Origin of the sequence: Colwellia sp. BRX10-1 (assembly GCF_014077545.1) — a bacterium.
GTDB lineage: Bacteria > Pseudomonadota > Gammaproteobacteria > Enterobacterales > Alteromonadaceae > Colwellia_A.
Window position 1 is genome coordinate 1 of sequence record NZ_JACGWC010000014.1, and the last position, 17,002, is coordinate 17,002.

Here is a 17,002-nt window from a genome sequence, read left to right on the forward strand (position 1 = left end):
ACCAAAATCTTGACCGAAGCCTCCGCCACCATGACCACCGCCACCGCCATGACCACCTTGTTCAAATGCAGCATGACCATATTGGTCAAACGCAGCACGCTTTTGGTCGTCATTTAGAATTTCATAAGCTTCTTTAACTTCTTTAAATAGCTCTTCTTTGTCTTTATCACCGGCATTACGGTCAGGATGAAGCTTCATCGCTAAACGTTTGTAGGCTTTTTTGATATCACGCTCAGACGCATCTTTTGATACTTCTAGCACTTCATAATAATCGCGTTTTGACATAGTGACTTCTTTTAACTGGTGTTGAAATTTTAGATATTAATTAAGTAAAATGACATTATAAATAGTTAGCTATTTTCAATGGCATTTTATAACGATTTTTAACGTAAGAAGCGCTGGTGTTTAAACCAGCGCTTATATATTTTCCGTTATTGAAGACTATTTGTCTTCTTTAACTTCTTCAAATTCAGCGTCAACAACATCGTCGTCAGCTGGCGCAGCGCCGTCTGATTCAGGAGCGCCTTCTTGAGCACCGGCTTTCGCTTGAGCAATTTCCATTAACTTAGCTGATGCTTCGATAACGGCTTGAGATTTAGCTTCAATCGCTTCTTTATCGTCGCCTTTGATCTCAGTTTCAAGTTCAGTTAATGCTGTTTCAATTTTTTCTTTGTCTTCGCTTGGTAAGTCATCGCCCGCTTCTACAATTTGCTTGCGAGTGGTATGAACTAGACCGTCAGCTTGGTTACGTGCTTTAACTAATTCTTCAAACTTAGCATCTTCATCAGCGTTAGCTTCTGCGTCACGTACCATTTGTTCTACTTCTTCATCAGATAAACCAGAAGAAGCTTTAATGGTAATCTTCTGTTCTTTACCTGTGTTCTTATCTTTAGCTGTTACGTGTAAAATACCATCAGCATCAATATCGAAAGTTACTTCAATCTGTGGTGTTCCACGTGGTGCTGCATCGATACCTTCAAGGTTAAATTGACCTAAAGATTTGTTTGCAGACGCTTGCTTACGCTCACCTTGAACAACATGAACCGTTACCGCAGCTTGATTATCGTCAGCTGTAGAAAAGGTTTGTGACTGTTTAGTTGGGATAGTGGTGTTTTTATCGATAACTTTCGTCATCACGCCGCCCATTGTTTCGATACCTAATGATAATGGCGTAACGTCTAATAAAAGTACGTCAGTTACATCACCAGAAAGAACACCTGCTTGTATTGCTGCACCAGCGGCAACGGCTTCATCAGGGTTAACATCTTTACGAGGTTCTTTACCGAAAAATTCTGTTACTGCTTTTTGTACCATTGGCATACGTGACTGACCACCAACTAAGATAACATCATTGATATCACTTACTGATAAGTCTGCGTCTTTAAGCGCTTGTGCTAATGGTATTAACGTTGCTTTAACCATGTCTTCAACTAAAGACTCTAATTTAGCACGCGTTACTTTAATGTTCATGTGCTTAGGGCCGCTGCCGTCAGCTGTGATGTAAGGTAAGTTAACATCTGTTTGTTGTGCTGATGAAAGCTCACATTTAGCTTTTTCTGCTGCTTCTTTCAAACGCTGCATTGCAAGAGGATCAGTCGTTAAATCCATACCTTGGTCTTTCTTAAACTCAGCAACAAGATAGTTGATTAAACGGTTATCAAAATCTTCACCACCTAAGTGAGTATCACCGTTAGTCGCTAATACTTCAAACGTGTGCTCGCCTTCAACTTCATCAATTTCAATAATTGAAATATCGAAAGTACCACCACCTAAGTCGTAAACAGCAATAACTTTATCGCCTTCTTGCTTGTCCATGCCGTAAGCAAGAGCAGCAGCAGTTGGCTCATTGATAATACGTTTAACTTCAAGACCAGCAATACGACCCGCATCTTTAGTTGCTTGGCGTTGTGAATCATTGAAGTAAGCAGGAACTGTGATTACTGCTTCTGTTACTGCTTCGCCTAAAAAGTCTTCAGCAGTTTTTTTCATTTTCTTTAAAACTTCAGCTGAAACTTGTGGTGGTGCAACGTTCTTATCACGTGTTGTAACCCAAGCATCACCGTTGTCAGCTTTAACAATACCAAAAGGCATAATTTTAATATCACGCTGAACTTCTTCGTCTTCAAAGCGACGACCAATTAAACGCTTAATCGCGTATAATGTATTTTTTGGGTTTGTAACAGATTGGCGTTTAGCAGGTTGACCTACTAACGTTTCGCCATCTTCTGTGTATGCAATAATTGAAGGAGTTGTACGATCGCCTTCTGCATTTTCAATTACACGTGCTTTGCCGCCATCTAGTACAGCAACACAAGAGTTTGTTGTCCCTAGGTCAATACCGATTATTTTGCCCATCTTGAGGATCTCCGAATACTAATTAAAATAAAGCTTATTAAAATAAGATTTTTTAATAAACCTGTTGATGAAACAAATAGTGGGGGCAGTAAAATCCTTTTCAACTAATTTCCAAGAAAAAAAGTAAATTTATTTCATTATTTAGCTATTTGTGAAGATTTTTTTGTTGTTTCTCACCGATAGCGATAAAACACCCTAATAAAACTTATTTGCCTGCTAAAAACAAAAAAGCGGTAAGAAGTTTTATAGAAACTTCTTACCGCTTTTTTTAATGATATTTTTTATGCTGTGGTATCAACTACCGGAGCAGATTTAGAAACCATTACCATCGCTGGACGAATTAAACGGCCATTAAGTTCATAACCTTTTTGCATCACAGCAATAACGGTATTTGGCGCAACGCCCGGAACTTCTTGCATAGACATCGCTTGATGCAATTCAGGATTAAAAGGTTGGTCTTGTGGATCAACACCTTTAACGCCAAATTTTTCTAACGAAGCAATTAAACCTTGTAGGGTTAATTCAAGACCTTCAATAATGCCGGTATTGTTTTCATCTTCTTTATCTATATTCTGCAAAGCACGTTCTAAATTGTCTACTGACACTAACATTTCAGCAGCAAATTTTTCTAAAGCAAATTTACGTGCTTTATCGACGTCTTGTGCGCTACGGCGGCGAATATTATCAACTTCTGCTTTAGCACGAACCACAGAATCTTTTTGATCTGCGATAGTGGTTTGCGCTGAAGAAAGGCTTAACTCAAGTTCGTTAATCTTTTCTTGCTCGGCACTAATCACTTCATGGGCATGAATATGTTGAACTTCGACTTGCTCTTCAGCTTGGTCGATAATTTCTTGCGCCATAATTTCTTCGGGCGTTAAAGCTTCTGTTGATGCTTCAGCTGTATTTTTGTTTTCTGTTGACTCATTAGTCATGAAAGCTCCAAAATAAACTAATAATATATTTAACAATATAAAGGTTATATAAATCTGATAACGGTAATTATGGGGACTTCTTGCTACGATTCAAGCTTAAATACAATTTAATTAAGTTTGTTGTTACTGAGCGCTTGTCAGCGTTTTGAGAACAAATATCATTTTTTTATATATAGTCATTCTATTTAAAAGCAATTACCTGCAGTTATCCCATCACTTAAAAACGCTTAAAGTTCTATTTTAAAAGGCTTACAGCCTACGTTATTAGTTTTGAATGAATAAGCATTCTCTTCAATTAATGCCTTAGCCCTAAATCTTTTAAATCTCGATAAAAGCGAAAAATTTAATCAAAATGGTAGTCAGTAAATGATTTATAAAAAAGTCAACTTTACAAGCCATGAAAATACAGCGAAACTATTATTAATCCTAAGATACAAACAACTTACTGCGTAGACATGAGCAAAATTTATAACACCATAGGTTTAATAGGCAAACCAAATCACGAAGGAGCCGGCGCAACAATAACAGCGCTCTATCAATTTCTTACCGGACAAGGTTATCAGGTATTAATTGAAAGCTCAGTTGCCCCATCAATCGATATCGATAATCTAACGATTAGTACCCTAGTAGAAATTGGTGAACAAGCTGACCTGGCTATAGTCGTGGGCGGTGATGGTTATATGTTAGGTGCCGCGAGGGTCTTATCATGTTTTGATATCGGTGTTATTGGTGTAAACAGAGGGAACTTAGGCTTTCTTACCGATTTATCGCCCGATGAATTAATTGAACCACTTGAGAAAATTTTACGTGGCGAGTCACGCGCTGAGCAACGTTTTATTATTGAAGCAGAAGTTTATCGCCACGGAAAATTAAAAAGCTCTAACAGTGCGGTCAATGAAGCAGTGCTACACGCAGGAAAAGTAGCCAGCATGATTGAATTTGAAGTTTACATTGATGGTAGCTTTATGTTCAGCCAACGCTCTGATGGCTTAATCGTGTCAACACCTACTGGCTCAACCGCCTATTCAATGTCGGCAGGTGGTCCAATTTTAACACCCAATTTAAATGCCTTATCTTTAGTGCCGATGTTTCCACACACCCTAACCAGTAGACCGATAGTCGTCGACGGCAATAGTGAAATAAAACTATTACTCGCCAATGAGAACTATGAAAGCTTACAAGTAAGTTGTGATGGCCATGTTATTTTAGCGGTATTACCAGGTGATGAAGTTATTATCAGAAAAAGTGAATATACGCTGCGATTAGTTCATCCACTAGACCATGACTACTTTAATGTACTGCGAAGTAAATTAAGTTGGGGCAATAAGCTTTATTAATTTTTAACAAATTCAATCTGTTGAATTTTTATTCGATTAACACTTGCACAAAACCACTTTACTGTATAAATTAACAGTTATACATATTTACACAGTGAATTGGTTTCTCATGCTTTTACATCTTAATATTCAAAACTTCGCCATTGTGCGCACCCTAGATATAGATTGGCGCAAAGGTATGACAACCATCACCGGAGAAACAGGTGCGGGTAAATCGATAGCTATTGATGCCTTAGGTTTATGTTTAGGCGATAGAGCGCTCACTAATGTTGTAAGACCCAATACTAAAAAAGCAGAGTTAGCCGCAACCTTTGATATCAACAAAAACATTTCCGCACAAAAATGGCTTAAAAAAAATGGCCTATCCCTAACAGACGAACACGATGCTGAGTTAGATTGTGAATGTATTTTACGCCGAGTAATATCAGCTGAAGGACGCTCAAAGGCTTACATTAACGGTAGCCAAGTTCCGCTTGCCCAACTTAAAGATATCGCACAATTTTTAATAAGTATTCATGGCCAACACGATCACCAACTCATTGTTAAGCCGGCTCAACAGCGTAAAATACTTGATGAGTATGCCGATCATCAGCACTTATTAGACGACGTTCAATATTACTATCAGCAATGGCGAAATCTCAATACAGAACTAAAACAGTTACAAGAAAGTAAAGAGCAACGCGAAGCAAAACTGCAGTTATTACAATACCAAGTGACCGAGCTAGACGAGTTTTCACTACAAACGGGTGAGTTTCAAATTCTAGAAAGTGATTACAAACGTCATAGTAACGGTCAGTCATTATTGACCGGCACTTTGAAAGCATTGCAAACTTTATCTGAAAACGAAAATCACAATATTTCAGACAGCCTAAGAAACAACTGCGAACAGTTGAATGACTTAGTTCATATGGATCCTAAGTTAGCAAATATTGCTAACACCTTGAGCGAAGCACTTATTCTTGTAGAAGATGCTAATGATGAACTAAAGCACTACTACGATAAGCTTGAACTCGATCCAGAAGCTTATCAAATGATTGAAGACCGCTACTCGCTCGCCATTCAACTTGCTAAAAAACATCAAGTGGCACCCGAGCATTTGCCAACGTTACACTTAGAGATAAAACAAGCCTTACATGTCATAAATTCTGACGGTTCAAGACTAGATACAGCATACGTAGACATTGAAAAAGCTAAAGTACATTACCTACAATCTGCTCAGGCATTATCAACATCAAGAATAAAGTCGGCAAAAAAACTCAGTAAAAAAATCACGCTGAGCATGAAAGAGCTCAATATGAACAATGGCATATTTGACGTATCAGTACAGCAAGTTAATGTTGAAGCTTTATCGCCGTTTGGCCTTGATGAAATAAACTTTCTTATTAGCCTTAACCCAGGGCAAAAATTAGAAGCGATGAACAAAGTTGCTTCTGGTGGCGAATTGTCACGTATTAGTTTAGCCATGCAGGTTATTTTGGCTGACAAGGTGATCACACCGACCTTAATATTTGATGAAGTTGATGTCGGTATTAGTGGCCCAACAGCGGCAATGGTCGGTAGCAAGCTACAAGAATTAGCACAAAACACCCAAGTTATCTGTGTAACACATCTACCACAGGTCGCTTGCAAAGGGCATCAACAGTTATTTGTCAGTAAATTAACCGATGGCGAGTTTACAGAAACAAAAGTAACGGAACTAAGTGCTAATGGCAGAGTCCAAGAAATTGCTCGCTTATTAGCGGGAAATAAAATAACAGATAACAGCTTGGCTAATGCTCAAGAGTTACTTGCCGGTTAATAAATTAATTTTAGCGTTAAGTAAATAACCTGAGTTGAGGCACAAAGGTGCAAAATAAATTGAAAATAGTTTTGTATCTCTTCGCGGGCTTAGTTATCATCCCCATTCGAACTTATTAGGATAAATGAAAAAACATGTTATTTCGCATTTTAGCCATTACTATTGCCCTATCTCTTTCTGCCTGCTCAAGCTGGGTCTATCGTTTTGACATTCCTCAGGGAAACTTTTTAGAACAAAAAGATATCGACAAGCTTCAAATTGGCATGACTAAAGAACAAGTAAAATTTGTACTTGGTAGCCCTGTTGTTAACGATGCATTTGGCAATGATACATTGCACTATGTTTACTTATTAAAATCAGGTCGAAGTGAAGAGTTTAACGTTAAGAAGAAATTTATCCTCTATTTTGATAATGAATTATTAGCCAGCGCAGAAGGTGACTTTGTCTTAGGTGACAACTTTTACGTTCCTATGGTTAACTAATAAATATTTTAGTCCCATAAAAAAACGGCCTTAATAGCCGTTTTTTTACTTTAAATTTTGCGATTTTTTAGCTTGCTTTATTTCGACGCGGGTCAACACGACCACCGGTAACTTTATCGGCACGCCCTTCATCTTTTGCTTTTTCAGCTCGGCGCTTTCTAACCTCTTTTGGGTCAGCAATTAAAGGTCGATATATTTCAATACGATCTAAATCTCGTAAAGTATCTGTTAACTTAGCGGCTCGATTCCAAATACCAACATTATTTACGGTTAAGTCTATTTCTTCAAAAACAGATAAAATACCTGAAGCGATAATACCTTGCTCTAACAATGTGCCTTCATCGACTAAAAGCGTTAATAACTCTTGTCTATCAGGTAGTCCATAAACAACTTCTATTTGTATTTTACGTTGAGCAAGTTCTTGCTCTATCTCTATGTTATCAACCATTAGAATGATAAACCTCTTTAGCTCTTTGTGTAAAAGCTTGTACCATATTATTGGTCAAACTTGTAAAAACACGGCCAAATGCCAAATCGAATACTTTACTCGAAAACTCATACTCTAAATGCAAACTAATCTTACAAGCTTCTTCAGATAATTCAGTTAGTTGCCAGTAACCCGTCAACTTTTTAAAAGGACCGTTAACTAAATCGAGTTGCACTTTATTATTACCAATCAAGGTATTCTTGGTGGTAAACCATTTTTTTAGAACCCCCTTCGAAACCATCAAAGCAGCAGTAACTTCATTACCTTGCTGAGAAATTATCTTACTGTCACCACAATTTGGGATAAATTGAGGATAAGCAACAATATCATTAATTAATTGATACATTTGGTCAACGCTATACATCACTAAAGCGCTGCGACTAATTACGGGCATTTATTTTCCTCAACTTTAAAGGGTAATGATAACAAAGCCGTGAGCAAAAGGCATTAAACAGAAAAATTGAAATTAATCATTCAAATATCAATAATTCTCCGTATAATGTTTGCGATTGCTATTTTTGATGGCAAACAAAATGGAAATATAATGGCACAGAAAAAAAAATCAAACAGCAATACTATTGCGTTAAACAAAAAAGCTCGTCATAACTATTCTTTAACTGATAAGTTTGAAGGTGGGATGAGCCTGCAGGGTTGGGAAATTAAAAGTATCCGTAGCGGAAAAGTTAATATTTCTGATTGTTATGTACACGTAAAAAACGGTGAAGCTTATTTATTGGGTGCTGAAATAATGCCGCTCAATGCTGCTTCTAGTCACGTAGTATGCGAACCTAATCGTGACCGCAAGTTACTGTTGAATCGACGTGAATTAGAGAAAATAACCGCTGCTGTAGAGCGTGATGGTTATTCATTAATTGCCACGGCGATGTATTGGAAAGCAAATTGGGTCAAACTCGAATTTTATTTGGGTAAAGGTAAGAAAGACCATGATAAGCGTTCTGATATCAAAGACAGAGAATGGGCTGTTGATAAAGGCCGATTAATGAAAAATAAGAATTTAGATCGATAACAAGTTAACAATTAACACGTTGTTTATTTAAAAGAAGCGCTGTACAATGCGCTTTATAGACTGAATAAGTTTATAATTAAGATGAAAAAACTTTGGGGCGGATCTAGGATTCGACAAGATTCATGAAACCCGAGGTGCATGCCCAGGGGCGGTTTGCCTGGTAAAAAGCCGCAAAACTATAATTGCAAACGACGATACGTTCGCACTAGCCGCTTAGGCTAGCCATCGCCTCAAAAATTCTCCTATTGTTTAGAGGATCGATGGTCACCCCAAATAGGATAGCGAGGGAAGCACGCTTAAGGCTGAACCGCGAAATAGTATTAAGCTCACCATGACGAAGCCTGTCGATTGGCGTCTAATTGGTTAAACAAATAATCGACTAAGCATGTAGTACCAAGGATGTAGGCTTTTTGGACGGGGGTTCGATTCCCCCCCGCTCCACCAAATAACAAACTCAGGGGCTTTCCTAGACTCTGATAATTCCATTCAAGCCCCTTAAAACGGGCTTTTTTGCTTTGTGGCGCTCTCACCGACTCTCGACATAACTCACACTAATAGCTACACTACTAACTACATCAACCCTAGTGTAGTTAAAAGAGTGTAGTCAAAATGGCAAAAATAGTCACTCCCCTTACAGATAAAGCAATTAAAGCTTATAAGCCTAAAGATAAAGAATATTCCAATGCTGATGGTGATGGTTTATATCTTAGAGTAAAACCAAACGGTTCAAAGCTTTGGATATATTTATATAAGCACCCTATATCAAAAAAGAATCAAAGTTTAAGTTTTGGCAAATACCCTGATTTATCTTTAGCAAATGCCAGAGGTAAGCGTACTGAAACTCGCGAGTTGTTAGCCAATAAGTTTGATCCTAAAGAATATAGAGATAAAAAAATTGAAGAACAAAATGCAGTTTCCAATAACACTCTAGAAAAAATATCACTAAAATGGTTTGAAATTAAAAAACCACAAGTCACGGAAGGTTATGCTGAAAATATTTGGAATAGTTTATGTACTCATATTTTCACTGGTCTAGGTAATGTAGCTATTACTGATATAACAGCACCTCTAGTTATTGAACAACTAAACCCACTTGCGGCTAAGGGCAGTCTCGAAACAGTTAAGCGAGTATGCCAACGAATGAACGAAATTATGGTATACGCTGTTAATACAGGAGTGATTCACCATAACACTCTATCTGGTATCAAATCAGCATTCCTAAAACCCACCAAGCAGCACTTACCCACGATTCTCCCTTCACAGTTACCACAGTTCTTACAAACACTAAATGTTGCCAGTATAAAGCGTGTGACAAGGTGCTTAATCGAATTTCAACTTCATACCATGGTTCGTCCAAGTGAAGCGGCAGGAGCTAAATGGTCAGAGATAAATGAAGATAATCGTATTTGGACAATTCCAGCTGAAAGAATGAAAAAGAAAAAGGTACATATAGTTCCTTTGTCTGATCAAGCATTGGCTTTACTCCAAGTAGTTAAGGTTATTAGTAGAAATCGTGAACACGTATTTCCTGCCGATAGAGATCCTAAAAATCATATGAACTCACAGACTGCTAATATGGCGATTAAAAGAATGGGTTATAAAGATGTAATGGTCGCACATGGTATGAGGTCATTAGCATCAACAATACTAAATGAAAATAGGTTTGATTATGATGTAATTGAATCTGCACTTGCCCACTCAGATAAAAATGAAGTTAGAGCTGCTTACAACAGAGCTAATTATTTAGATTCTCGTAAAGAACTAATGCAGTGGTGGAGTAACCATATCGATGATGCCAGTAAAGGTGTTACCAGCATTGCCAAAGCAGTTGATAAAGGGTTAGGTTTATGAGTACGAATATTAGAGTTTCTGATGCCAAGCCTTCTATTTTGGCACCTAAATTTAAAACAAAAATCAAAAAATCGTTACACCGAATAATTTGTATCTCAGAAAATCACATTTCTTTACATGGTCGAAAATTCCAACCACTTGACCGCAACTCACTACCTAAAATCATGCGAATATCATCTGACTATTCATTCAGACATGCTACTTGTTCAATGAATGAAGAAAAGTGGGATTGTTTCATTAGAATGCCGAATTGCGAACTAATTAGATTGTTTGGTAAAATACCAGATCCAAATTTAGCAATAGAGTTTGAATTTCTTGGTTTTGACTTTTCTACTAATCAATACAAAATACAATTAATTGAAAATAATGCAAAAATTTCGTTCTCCCCCGTAGGTATTGATCAGTCCACATTACAAAGTATAAATATTGAACGAGACAGCAAAGAACAACTATTTAGTAATTGGTTATTCCTACAGAAACAAGCAACCAACGAAATTGTTTCAACAGTAATTCAGTATCTACTCCCTTATAGCGCTGTTGAAAAATTAATGAACTTAGATAATGTAGATCTAGACGATCCAGCGTTTAATACACAGCCTTATGATGGTAATAAGAGTTTGATTGACTTAGAAGATGTAGTTTCAATAGACCCAACTCTAATTAGGGAACCTCGAATACAAAAATTAATCATGCATTTTGGGGGTAAATTTGAAAAAGATGCTGTTGGTCAAACATATATTGAAAATGATAAATATCAACTTTACTGTTGGATGGAGTATTATTGTAAAGAACTAAGTGAAAATGGTACTCCAGAGCGCCAACTATCTCAATTGGCTGCCCATAAAATATTAGAAGGTTTTGGTGATAACAAAAAAGAAAATAACATTGGTGAGAAGTGGCCTGTGTATTGGAAAGGGTCTCCTGATAATAGGTTATCCAATTTAACAAAGCGACTCAGTGAATATAGAAAAACTGACATTACTGCTGAAAATAACTTCTGTATAGAGCTAATTATAGATAAAAAGACAGAATAACAAACCCCATAAAAAACAACAACTTAAAAAATCCTCAGAATCATTTTTCTGAGGGTATCATTTGTGTGTCCTAATATAACATTCTCGTTTATTCTTTGAAAATCAAGTGGCAGAGACCTACCAAGAGTAGGTAATAGCTCTTGATATAACTACTAATATATTGAGGATACCCCAATGTCTATAAATTTAATAACACGGATAGAAGCGCAAAACATCGCTGGAGTTTTTGCTGAATCAACTTGGTTCAAATTTGTAAAAGCAAAACTACAGCCAAGTGGCATAAACATTTCAGTGAATACTGTTCGCTATATAAAGTCAGAAGTCGAAACCATTAAAATCGCAAGAGTCGCAGGGTATAGTGACATTCAGATTAAAGCTTTAGTTACTGAACTTGAAAAAAAAAGATTGTTATCCGCTCAAGAGTTTCTCTATAAAAATGATTTATCAAATTAAGAGGCTTTGAAAAGCCCTCTTATTTATCAATATTAAATAAATCACACCTTTATCAATTAAACTTAATAATAAGTAGGATATATAAAAATGAAATCTACATATGATATAAATTGCTACCCTGACAACTCTCCTGTGATGGTAGCTCTAAAAAAAATATTACGCATTAAGAGCAATATTCAATTACATAAGTTCAACCAGTTGGAAGGAAGAACACTTGATCAAAGTATTATTATTAAATCATTTACCCCAACTACAAAGAAGTTTTACATAGAACTAAAAAGGATAGGAGTTAATGAAAATGATGCCATATTTAAGACTTGTGAAGCTGTCCATCAGAAACAAAACTTAGAATTAAAGGCGTTTTTCGCTTCATCTTTTGGATTACGACTTGACGTAACTTTTAATATTGAGGAGGTTATAAAGTGATTGACCTCAAACAAGCACGAACTTTTATAGAATTCCTACATGATGATGCTAATAAACCAGTGTGTTTCCAAGTTTTCTGGGATGATAAAACTAAAGGTGCTATTGATACTTTAAATAAGCCTAAAACGTTCCATGCACCACTTGAAGATTGTGTTGATTACTTCAATGCTATGCAAGATCACAATTATGGTATTTATGTCACATTAAATAAAACAGATGGTCGTGGTCGTGAAGAACAAAATATTATCGGTTATAGTATTTTGTTTGCTGACTTTGATAATACTGCTTTACCTGATTTCCCATTACAGCCACATTTCATTACTCAACGTGATGCAACTCATTCACATTGCTATTGGCGCGTTAATGGGTTGGTCACTGATGACCAGTTTAAAAAGTACCAAAAACAACTAGCAATGTACCTTGGTAGTGATGAACAAGTATTCGATACAACACGTGTTGTACGTCTTGCTGGTTCATGCAATATGAAAAATCCTGCTAACCCTGCAATGTATAATATTGTCAGTGTGTCAGACCGTGAACCTTTTACTACAATTCAAATAGATGAAGCATTCCCATTAACAGGTGATAAATTAGCAAAACTTACTCAGTGGGTTGATAACAGTCATGCCCTTGAAACTGGCGAAGGTTTTAATGACGATCCTATTAACCGTGAAAAAATGATTTCATGGCTTGGTCGTGCTGAACCAGCAGTTGAAGGTAGCGGTACTTATACGTTAGTTAAAGTTGCCAGCATGGGCTTAGACTTAGGCATTCCGCTAGAAGAATGTAAAGAAATCATGTGGGAACATTATGATCACCGTTGCATACCTACTTGGCGTGAAACAGGTGAACAACGTGGGTTCAATGACTGTATAGAACGTGCCTATAAGTATGCTAAAAACGCGGTAGGATGTCGGACTGCTGTTGGTGTATTTAGTGCGTATCGTGCTGAAAACCCACTCCCTGAACCTACGGGAGGTTGGGAAGAAAACGCACTACTTCGTAAAATAAAAAAAGAACCTACTAAAAATGGGATTGGTGGATTAGATCAATTTGTTTTAAATGGATCTAGTCAAAAGATGAAAAAACAGATGCTAGAGGATACATACCTTTTAGATGGTTTAGCCATATTAGGTCAGTTAACGGTTTTTTATGCTGCTCCGAATACGGGTAAAACTCTTATCACACTTAAGTTACTTATGGAGGCGGTAGAGTCACCAAAGATCAATCGTGACAATATTTTCTATATAAATGCTGATGATAATTATAATGGTCTGGTAACTAAATTATCAATTCTTGAAAAGCATAATATTAAGATGTTAGTGCCAGATATGGTTAAATCTGATTATGATGATGCACAAAAGGTTGATCAAAATATTAAGCGCTTCAAAACATCAGAACTTACCCTTCATATAGAAGATATGATTGAGAACCATAATGCAAAAGGAATGTGTATTATTCTTGATACTTTAAAAAAATTCACAGACATAATGGATAAAAAAGGATCGAGTGAATTCGGTAAAATATTAAGGCGGTTCTCTGCTAGTGGTGGTTCAGTTATTGCTTTAGCTCACGTGAATAAAGCAAGTGACGCTAATGGTAAAAGAGTTCATGGTGGTACAACAGATATTTTAGATGACTTTGATTGCTCTTTTATAATAGAAGAGTTAAGTAACTCTGGCGATACGAAGAGCGTAATTTTTGAGAACAATAAAGCAAGAGGCAATGTAAGAAAGGAAGTGTGCTTTTCTTATTCCACAGAAGAAGGTATTGGTTATGAGCAGTTACTAAATTCCGTAACTAAAATTGAGAACCCCAATAAAAAATCCGTACTGAATAAATATACTAAATTAATAGCATCAGTTCATAACTATATTCACGAAGGTATTAATAAAAAAACTGAACTGATTAATCAGATACATTCGAAATTTAAACCACAATTTAGTAAATCTAAAATCACTGAAATAATGGAATCAAATGAAAGCAAAGAATGGAATGTAACTGTTGGTGAAAAAAACACTAACACCTACCATTCATTACAACCTAAACCACCTGTTCCAATTAATATTATAGATGGGTGTATAAAAAACTAAGAAACTGGGAAACTCAATATATATAAGGGTTATATATAATAATCAACCAATAAACTAATAGAAAACAGGAATACTACTCTTACAAAGCATTGGTTAATAATACGTGTTGATTATCAGTTTTCTAGTTTCTTAGTTTTCCAATGAGTACTACATAATGATCTAAATAATTTATTCTTACCTCATGTTTAGTGAACATCACACGTTCCACCTATAAGCTAAATTACACCAATCATTACAATTGATGTTTTTTTGAAGAAAACACTTTCAAATTATTCATATAGTTTTTTAAATCGGTGTGATGCTAAACCAATCATTCCCAATGCGAAAATGGCTAGTGTTGATGGTTCAGGGACGGAAACAGAACTAGAAAGTCTTCGTTTTTCGCCTGTGTATTGAACCACTTCAAATTGCAAGTTCCAGTCTCCTATTGGAGGTTGACCATTCAAGCCTATTCCTGCTGATATCGCAGTCATTCCAAAGTGATAATCCCCTGCAGTAATGGGGAGTATACTACTAAATAATTTATTGTTTTCTGAATTCATATCAAAGGTCTTTGACCTTAGCCATGTAATATCATCCATTATTTCCCAATTAACATAATACAATGTGCTATCAATTACCGGTACTTCGTAGATGCTATATGTTATTGATGAAATTGCAAAACCGTCTGCAACCGAGATCATGAATTCATCCCAATCAACAGATACAAGAGACATACTAGTTCTCCCTGATATGGAGTTTACACCCTCTTCAAATAAAAAAGTGTCTCCATCGGATAGATCTCCGTCAGTAATTTCATCATATGTAATAACTCCAGCATAAGAAAAACTAGAAAAAAAGTAAGAAAAGATAAACAACAAGATTAACGAGCCACTAGATAATTTGTATTCCATTTTATATCCTTTTAATTCCATTAATATATTTGGGTAGTGGGCAATAATAATTTAACACAAAAAATTTTCGCTACCCATTGAATAAATATAATATTTTAATATATTGTGCAATCAGATGAGACTATTTAATAATTGTGACTTAATTGACAATATAAACGCAAAACTCTAATAGTAATTTATTTTTCTAAAATAGCGGTATGTCGAGCAGCGCCCCACCCTTGAAACAGTTAATGGTTAGGAAGTACCTTTTTTAAGGCGGCTAATGCTACTTTCAAGACATAAGCATTTTAAAATTCAGACTAATATTTTTTGTATATTTTGATCTAGATCGGGCATAACTGAACAAACACATTACGCTAACAGCTTCCTGATAGCCGACGTTCCCCGTAGATGAAAATACGAGTTATTCTCTGATAAACTTTTGCCAATAACCTGTTAAGACTGACTGGAAACTTTGCCACCATTGGGGTCATAGGGTATTAGTTGATCCTTATGAAAACTTATATCGAAAAGAAGATATTACTATTCTTTAGCTCTCTCGTTTTTTCGGACTAAAGGTAGTGCATCTGGATGAGGTTGAAAGTTTAGTTCGAATTCTTTTCCTTCGACACCTACAATATCTATACCGTAAACAACACCTGAATACTCTTCTTTAGAAACCCCTTTATTCCAAAATACATCTATTAATAAAATTCCGTTATAGCAGTTAGCAGTGGCAAAGTTGATATCTTCCCCTAGATGATTCACACTTTTTGGCGCTTCAAATATCTTTGTTACAGGATCTTGTTTTGCTGATTCGCAATCATATCCCGCTATAGAAAAACTTGTTCTTAATGCAGGCATAATATCGAACTTTGGGTTGCCATATACATACTCGTAATGGTAATAAATCTCACTCCAATCCGAGTGCTTTTGACCGAACACTACGTCACCAGAATACCCCCTCGATTTATCTAGATTTAAATAATAATTATTACCCATAAAATCCAACGACACAGCGCCTTCAGGTACACCACAACCAGTTAAAATTGTTGCTAATACTATTACAATACTCAACTTTCTCATTTATATCCCTTTTTTAAGTAATCCTAAGATTTATCTTTTTACTATGCTATTTATGTGACATTACTCCTCTAAGGATATATTATTATTTTCAATCTGTTACGTCAACTAAGCGCAGAAAATGATCGTTAACAATTAAAATTTGTCTGTCAGAAATAGTGGCTTTATCACCAGTCGATAGGGGTGCTGATTTAAAGATTAGGTCAGTGTATCCTGCAAGCTCAAAGCAATCTGAAACCACAAGTAATAATCACCTCAATTAATAGTAACTAAGATACGAAAGTGGATGTTCCTCCATAGATCAAAACATGGGTATTTTGATGGTGACTTCTGTCGATAAGTCTTTAAGCCCCCTGTGTTATTATTTATTTATTTTAGTAGTTACATTTCACCTTATTGGTAAATGTTTCATAGTCAGAAAAAATATAAGATGTATTGATTTCTATTTTGTCAACATTACCATTTTCAAGAAAGACTTGAATATCGTTACAGAAAGCTTCCCCCATTTTAGTGTCAAATTCTTTCATTTCATTGATATCAAATAAAGTTTTTGGTAAAGATATGTTAAAAGTTATAATAGCTCCAACTATAGAGTTTTCCAAAATGTAATTAACATTTTTTATGGTCGTTATTTCATCAATTTTCGCCCCCATAAATTGCTTATTCATTTTATTACTGAAAGATTTCAAACCTTCAAAAGTAAGTGTTTTTGAAGCCGCTGGTAAACTAAAAAATATCATTCCTAATAAAAATACTTTAAACATATATA

The 17,002-nt window shown here is 35.9% G+C and carries 17 protein-coding genes and 1 other RNA gene; 10 read left to right on the top strand and 8 right to left on the bottom strand.

Going from position 1 to position 17,002, the window contains the following annotated elements:
• The 3 genes from H4J75_RS12310 to grpE all read right to left on the bottom strand — a co-directional run.
• On the bottom strand, positions 1-285 hold a 285-nt coding region (locus H4J75_RS12310), incomplete at its 3' end, for a DnaJ domain-containing protein (RefSeq protein ID WP_182222290.1).
• Between the two features lie 156 nt (positions 286-441).
• Entirely contained in the window at positions 442-2,355 is a 1,914-nt protein-coding gene (gene dnaK / locus H4J75_RS12315; protein ID WP_070374307.1) for a molecular chaperone DnaK, read from the bottom strand.
• Between the two features lie 281 nt (positions 2,356-2,636).
• The gene (gene grpE, locus H4J75_RS12320) at positions 2,637-3,290 is read right to left on the bottom strand and encodes a nucleotide exchange factor GrpE (protein ID WP_182175999.1); all 654 of its coding nucleotides are present in this window, start codon (positions 3,288-3,290) and stop codon (positions 2,637-2,639) included.
• 455 nt (positions 3,291-3,745) lie between these two features.
• Here grpE and nadK point away from each other — a divergent pair, with 455 nt between their 5' ends.
• From nadK to H4J75_RS12335, 3 genes are all read left to right on the top strand, one after another.
• Entirely contained in the window at positions 3,746-4,627 is an 882-nt protein-coding gene (nadK, locus tag H4J75_RS12325) for an NAD(+) kinase (protein WP_070374309.1), read from the top strand.
• A gap of 109 nt (positions 4,628-4,736) precedes the next feature.
• The gene (recN, locus tag H4J75_RS12330; protein ID WP_182222291.1) at positions 4,737-6,425 is read left to right on the top strand and encodes a DNA repair protein RecN; all 1,689 of its coding nucleotides are present in this window, start codon (positions 4,737-4,739) and stop codon (positions 6,423-6,425) included.
• Between the two features lie 134 nt (positions 6,426-6,559).
• Entirely contained in the window at positions 6,560-6,907 is a 348-nt protein-coding gene (locus H4J75_RS12335; protein WP_070374311.1) for an outer membrane protein assembly factor BamE, read from the top strand.
• A 67-nt stretch (positions 6,908-6,974) separates the two neighbouring features.
• Here the strand turns inward: H4J75_RS12335 and H4J75_RS12340 are convergent, their stop codons facing one another.
• On the bottom strand, positions 6,975-7,355 hold the full coding sequence (locus H4J75_RS12340) for an RnfH family protein (protein WP_182222292.1): 381 nt from the start codon (positions 7,353-7,355) through the stop codon (positions 6,975-6,977).
• On the bottom strand, positions 7,348-7,788 hold the full coding sequence (locus H4J75_RS12345; protein ID WP_182222293.1) for an SRPBCC family protein: 441 nt from the start codon (positions 7,786-7,788) through the stop codon (positions 7,348-7,350). The genes H4J75_RS12340 and H4J75_RS12345 overlap by 8 nt, the downstream gene beginning before the upstream one ends.
• Before the next feature lie 150 nt (positions 7,789-7,938).
• Between H4J75_RS12345 and smpB the strand changes: the two genes are divergently transcribed.
• From smpB to H4J75_RS20425, 7 genes are all read left to right on the top strand, one after another.
• Positions 7,939-8,421 carry an SsrA-binding protein SmpB gene (gene smpB / locus H4J75_RS12350; protein WP_070377008.1) on the top strand — a complete coding sequence of 161 codons (483 nt, stop codon included), beginning with the start codon at positions 7,939-7,941 and terminating at the stop codon, positions 8,419-8,421.
• Between the two features lie 94 nt (positions 8,422-8,515).
• Positions 8,516-8,865: a transfer-messenger RNA gene (ssrA, locus tag H4J75_RS12355) on the top strand.
• Positions 8,866-9,030: 165 nt separating this feature from the next.
• On the top strand, positions 9,031-10,272 hold the full coding sequence (locus H4J75_RS12360; protein ID WP_182222294.1) for an integrase domain-containing protein: 1,242 nt from the start codon (positions 9,031-9,033) through the stop codon (positions 10,270-10,272).
• Complete coding sequence (locus H4J75_RS12365; RefSeq protein ID WP_182222295.1) at positions 10,269-11,306, top strand: hypothetical protein; 1,038 nt, start codon at positions 10,269-10,271, stop codon at positions 11,304-11,306. Before H4J75_RS12360 ends, H4J75_RS12365 begins: the two co-directional genes overlap by 4 nt.
• A 174-nt stretch (positions 11,307-11,480) precedes the next feature.
• On the top strand, positions 11,481-11,759 hold the full coding sequence (locus H4J75_RS12370; protein WP_182222296.1) for a hypothetical protein: 279 nt from the start codon (positions 11,481-11,483) through the stop codon (positions 11,757-11,759).
• An 87-nt stretch (positions 11,760-11,846) separates the two neighbouring features.
• Complete coding sequence (locus H4J75_RS12375) at positions 11,847-12,185, top strand: hypothetical protein (protein ID WP_182222297.1); 339 nt, start codon at positions 11,847-11,849, stop codon at positions 12,183-12,185.
• On the top strand, positions 12,182-14,278 hold the full coding sequence (locus H4J75_RS20425; RefSeq protein ID WP_220465308.1) for an AAA family ATPase: 2,097 nt from the start codon (positions 12,182-12,184) through the stop codon (positions 14,276-14,278). Before H4J75_RS12375 ends, H4J75_RS20425 begins: the two co-directional genes overlap by 4 nt.
• Positions 14,279-14,547: 269 nt before the next feature.
• Here H4J75_RS20425 and H4J75_RS20220 read toward each other — a convergent pair whose 3' ends face one another.
• The 3 genes from H4J75_RS20220 to H4J75_RS12395 form a co-directional block, all read right to left on the bottom strand.
• Positions 14,548-15,171, bottom strand: a complete 624-nt coding sequence (locus H4J75_RS20220; protein ID WP_259366433.1) for a PEP-CTERM sorting domain-containing protein — start codon at positions 15,169-15,171, stop codon at positions 14,548-14,550.
• 522 nt (positions 15,172-15,693) lie between these two features.
• Positions 15,694-16,236 carry a hypothetical protein gene (locus H4J75_RS12390; RefSeq protein WP_182222299.1) on the bottom strand — a complete coding sequence of 181 codons (543 nt, stop codon included), beginning with the start codon at positions 16,234-16,236 and terminating at the stop codon, positions 15,694-15,696.
• Between the two features lie 371 nt (positions 16,237-16,607).
• Positions 16,608-16,997, bottom strand: a complete 390-nt coding sequence (locus tag H4J75_RS12395; protein ID WP_182222300.1) for a hypothetical protein — start codon at positions 16,995-16,997, stop codon at positions 16,608-16,610.
• Between the last annotated feature and the right edge of the window lie 5 nt (positions 16,998-17,002).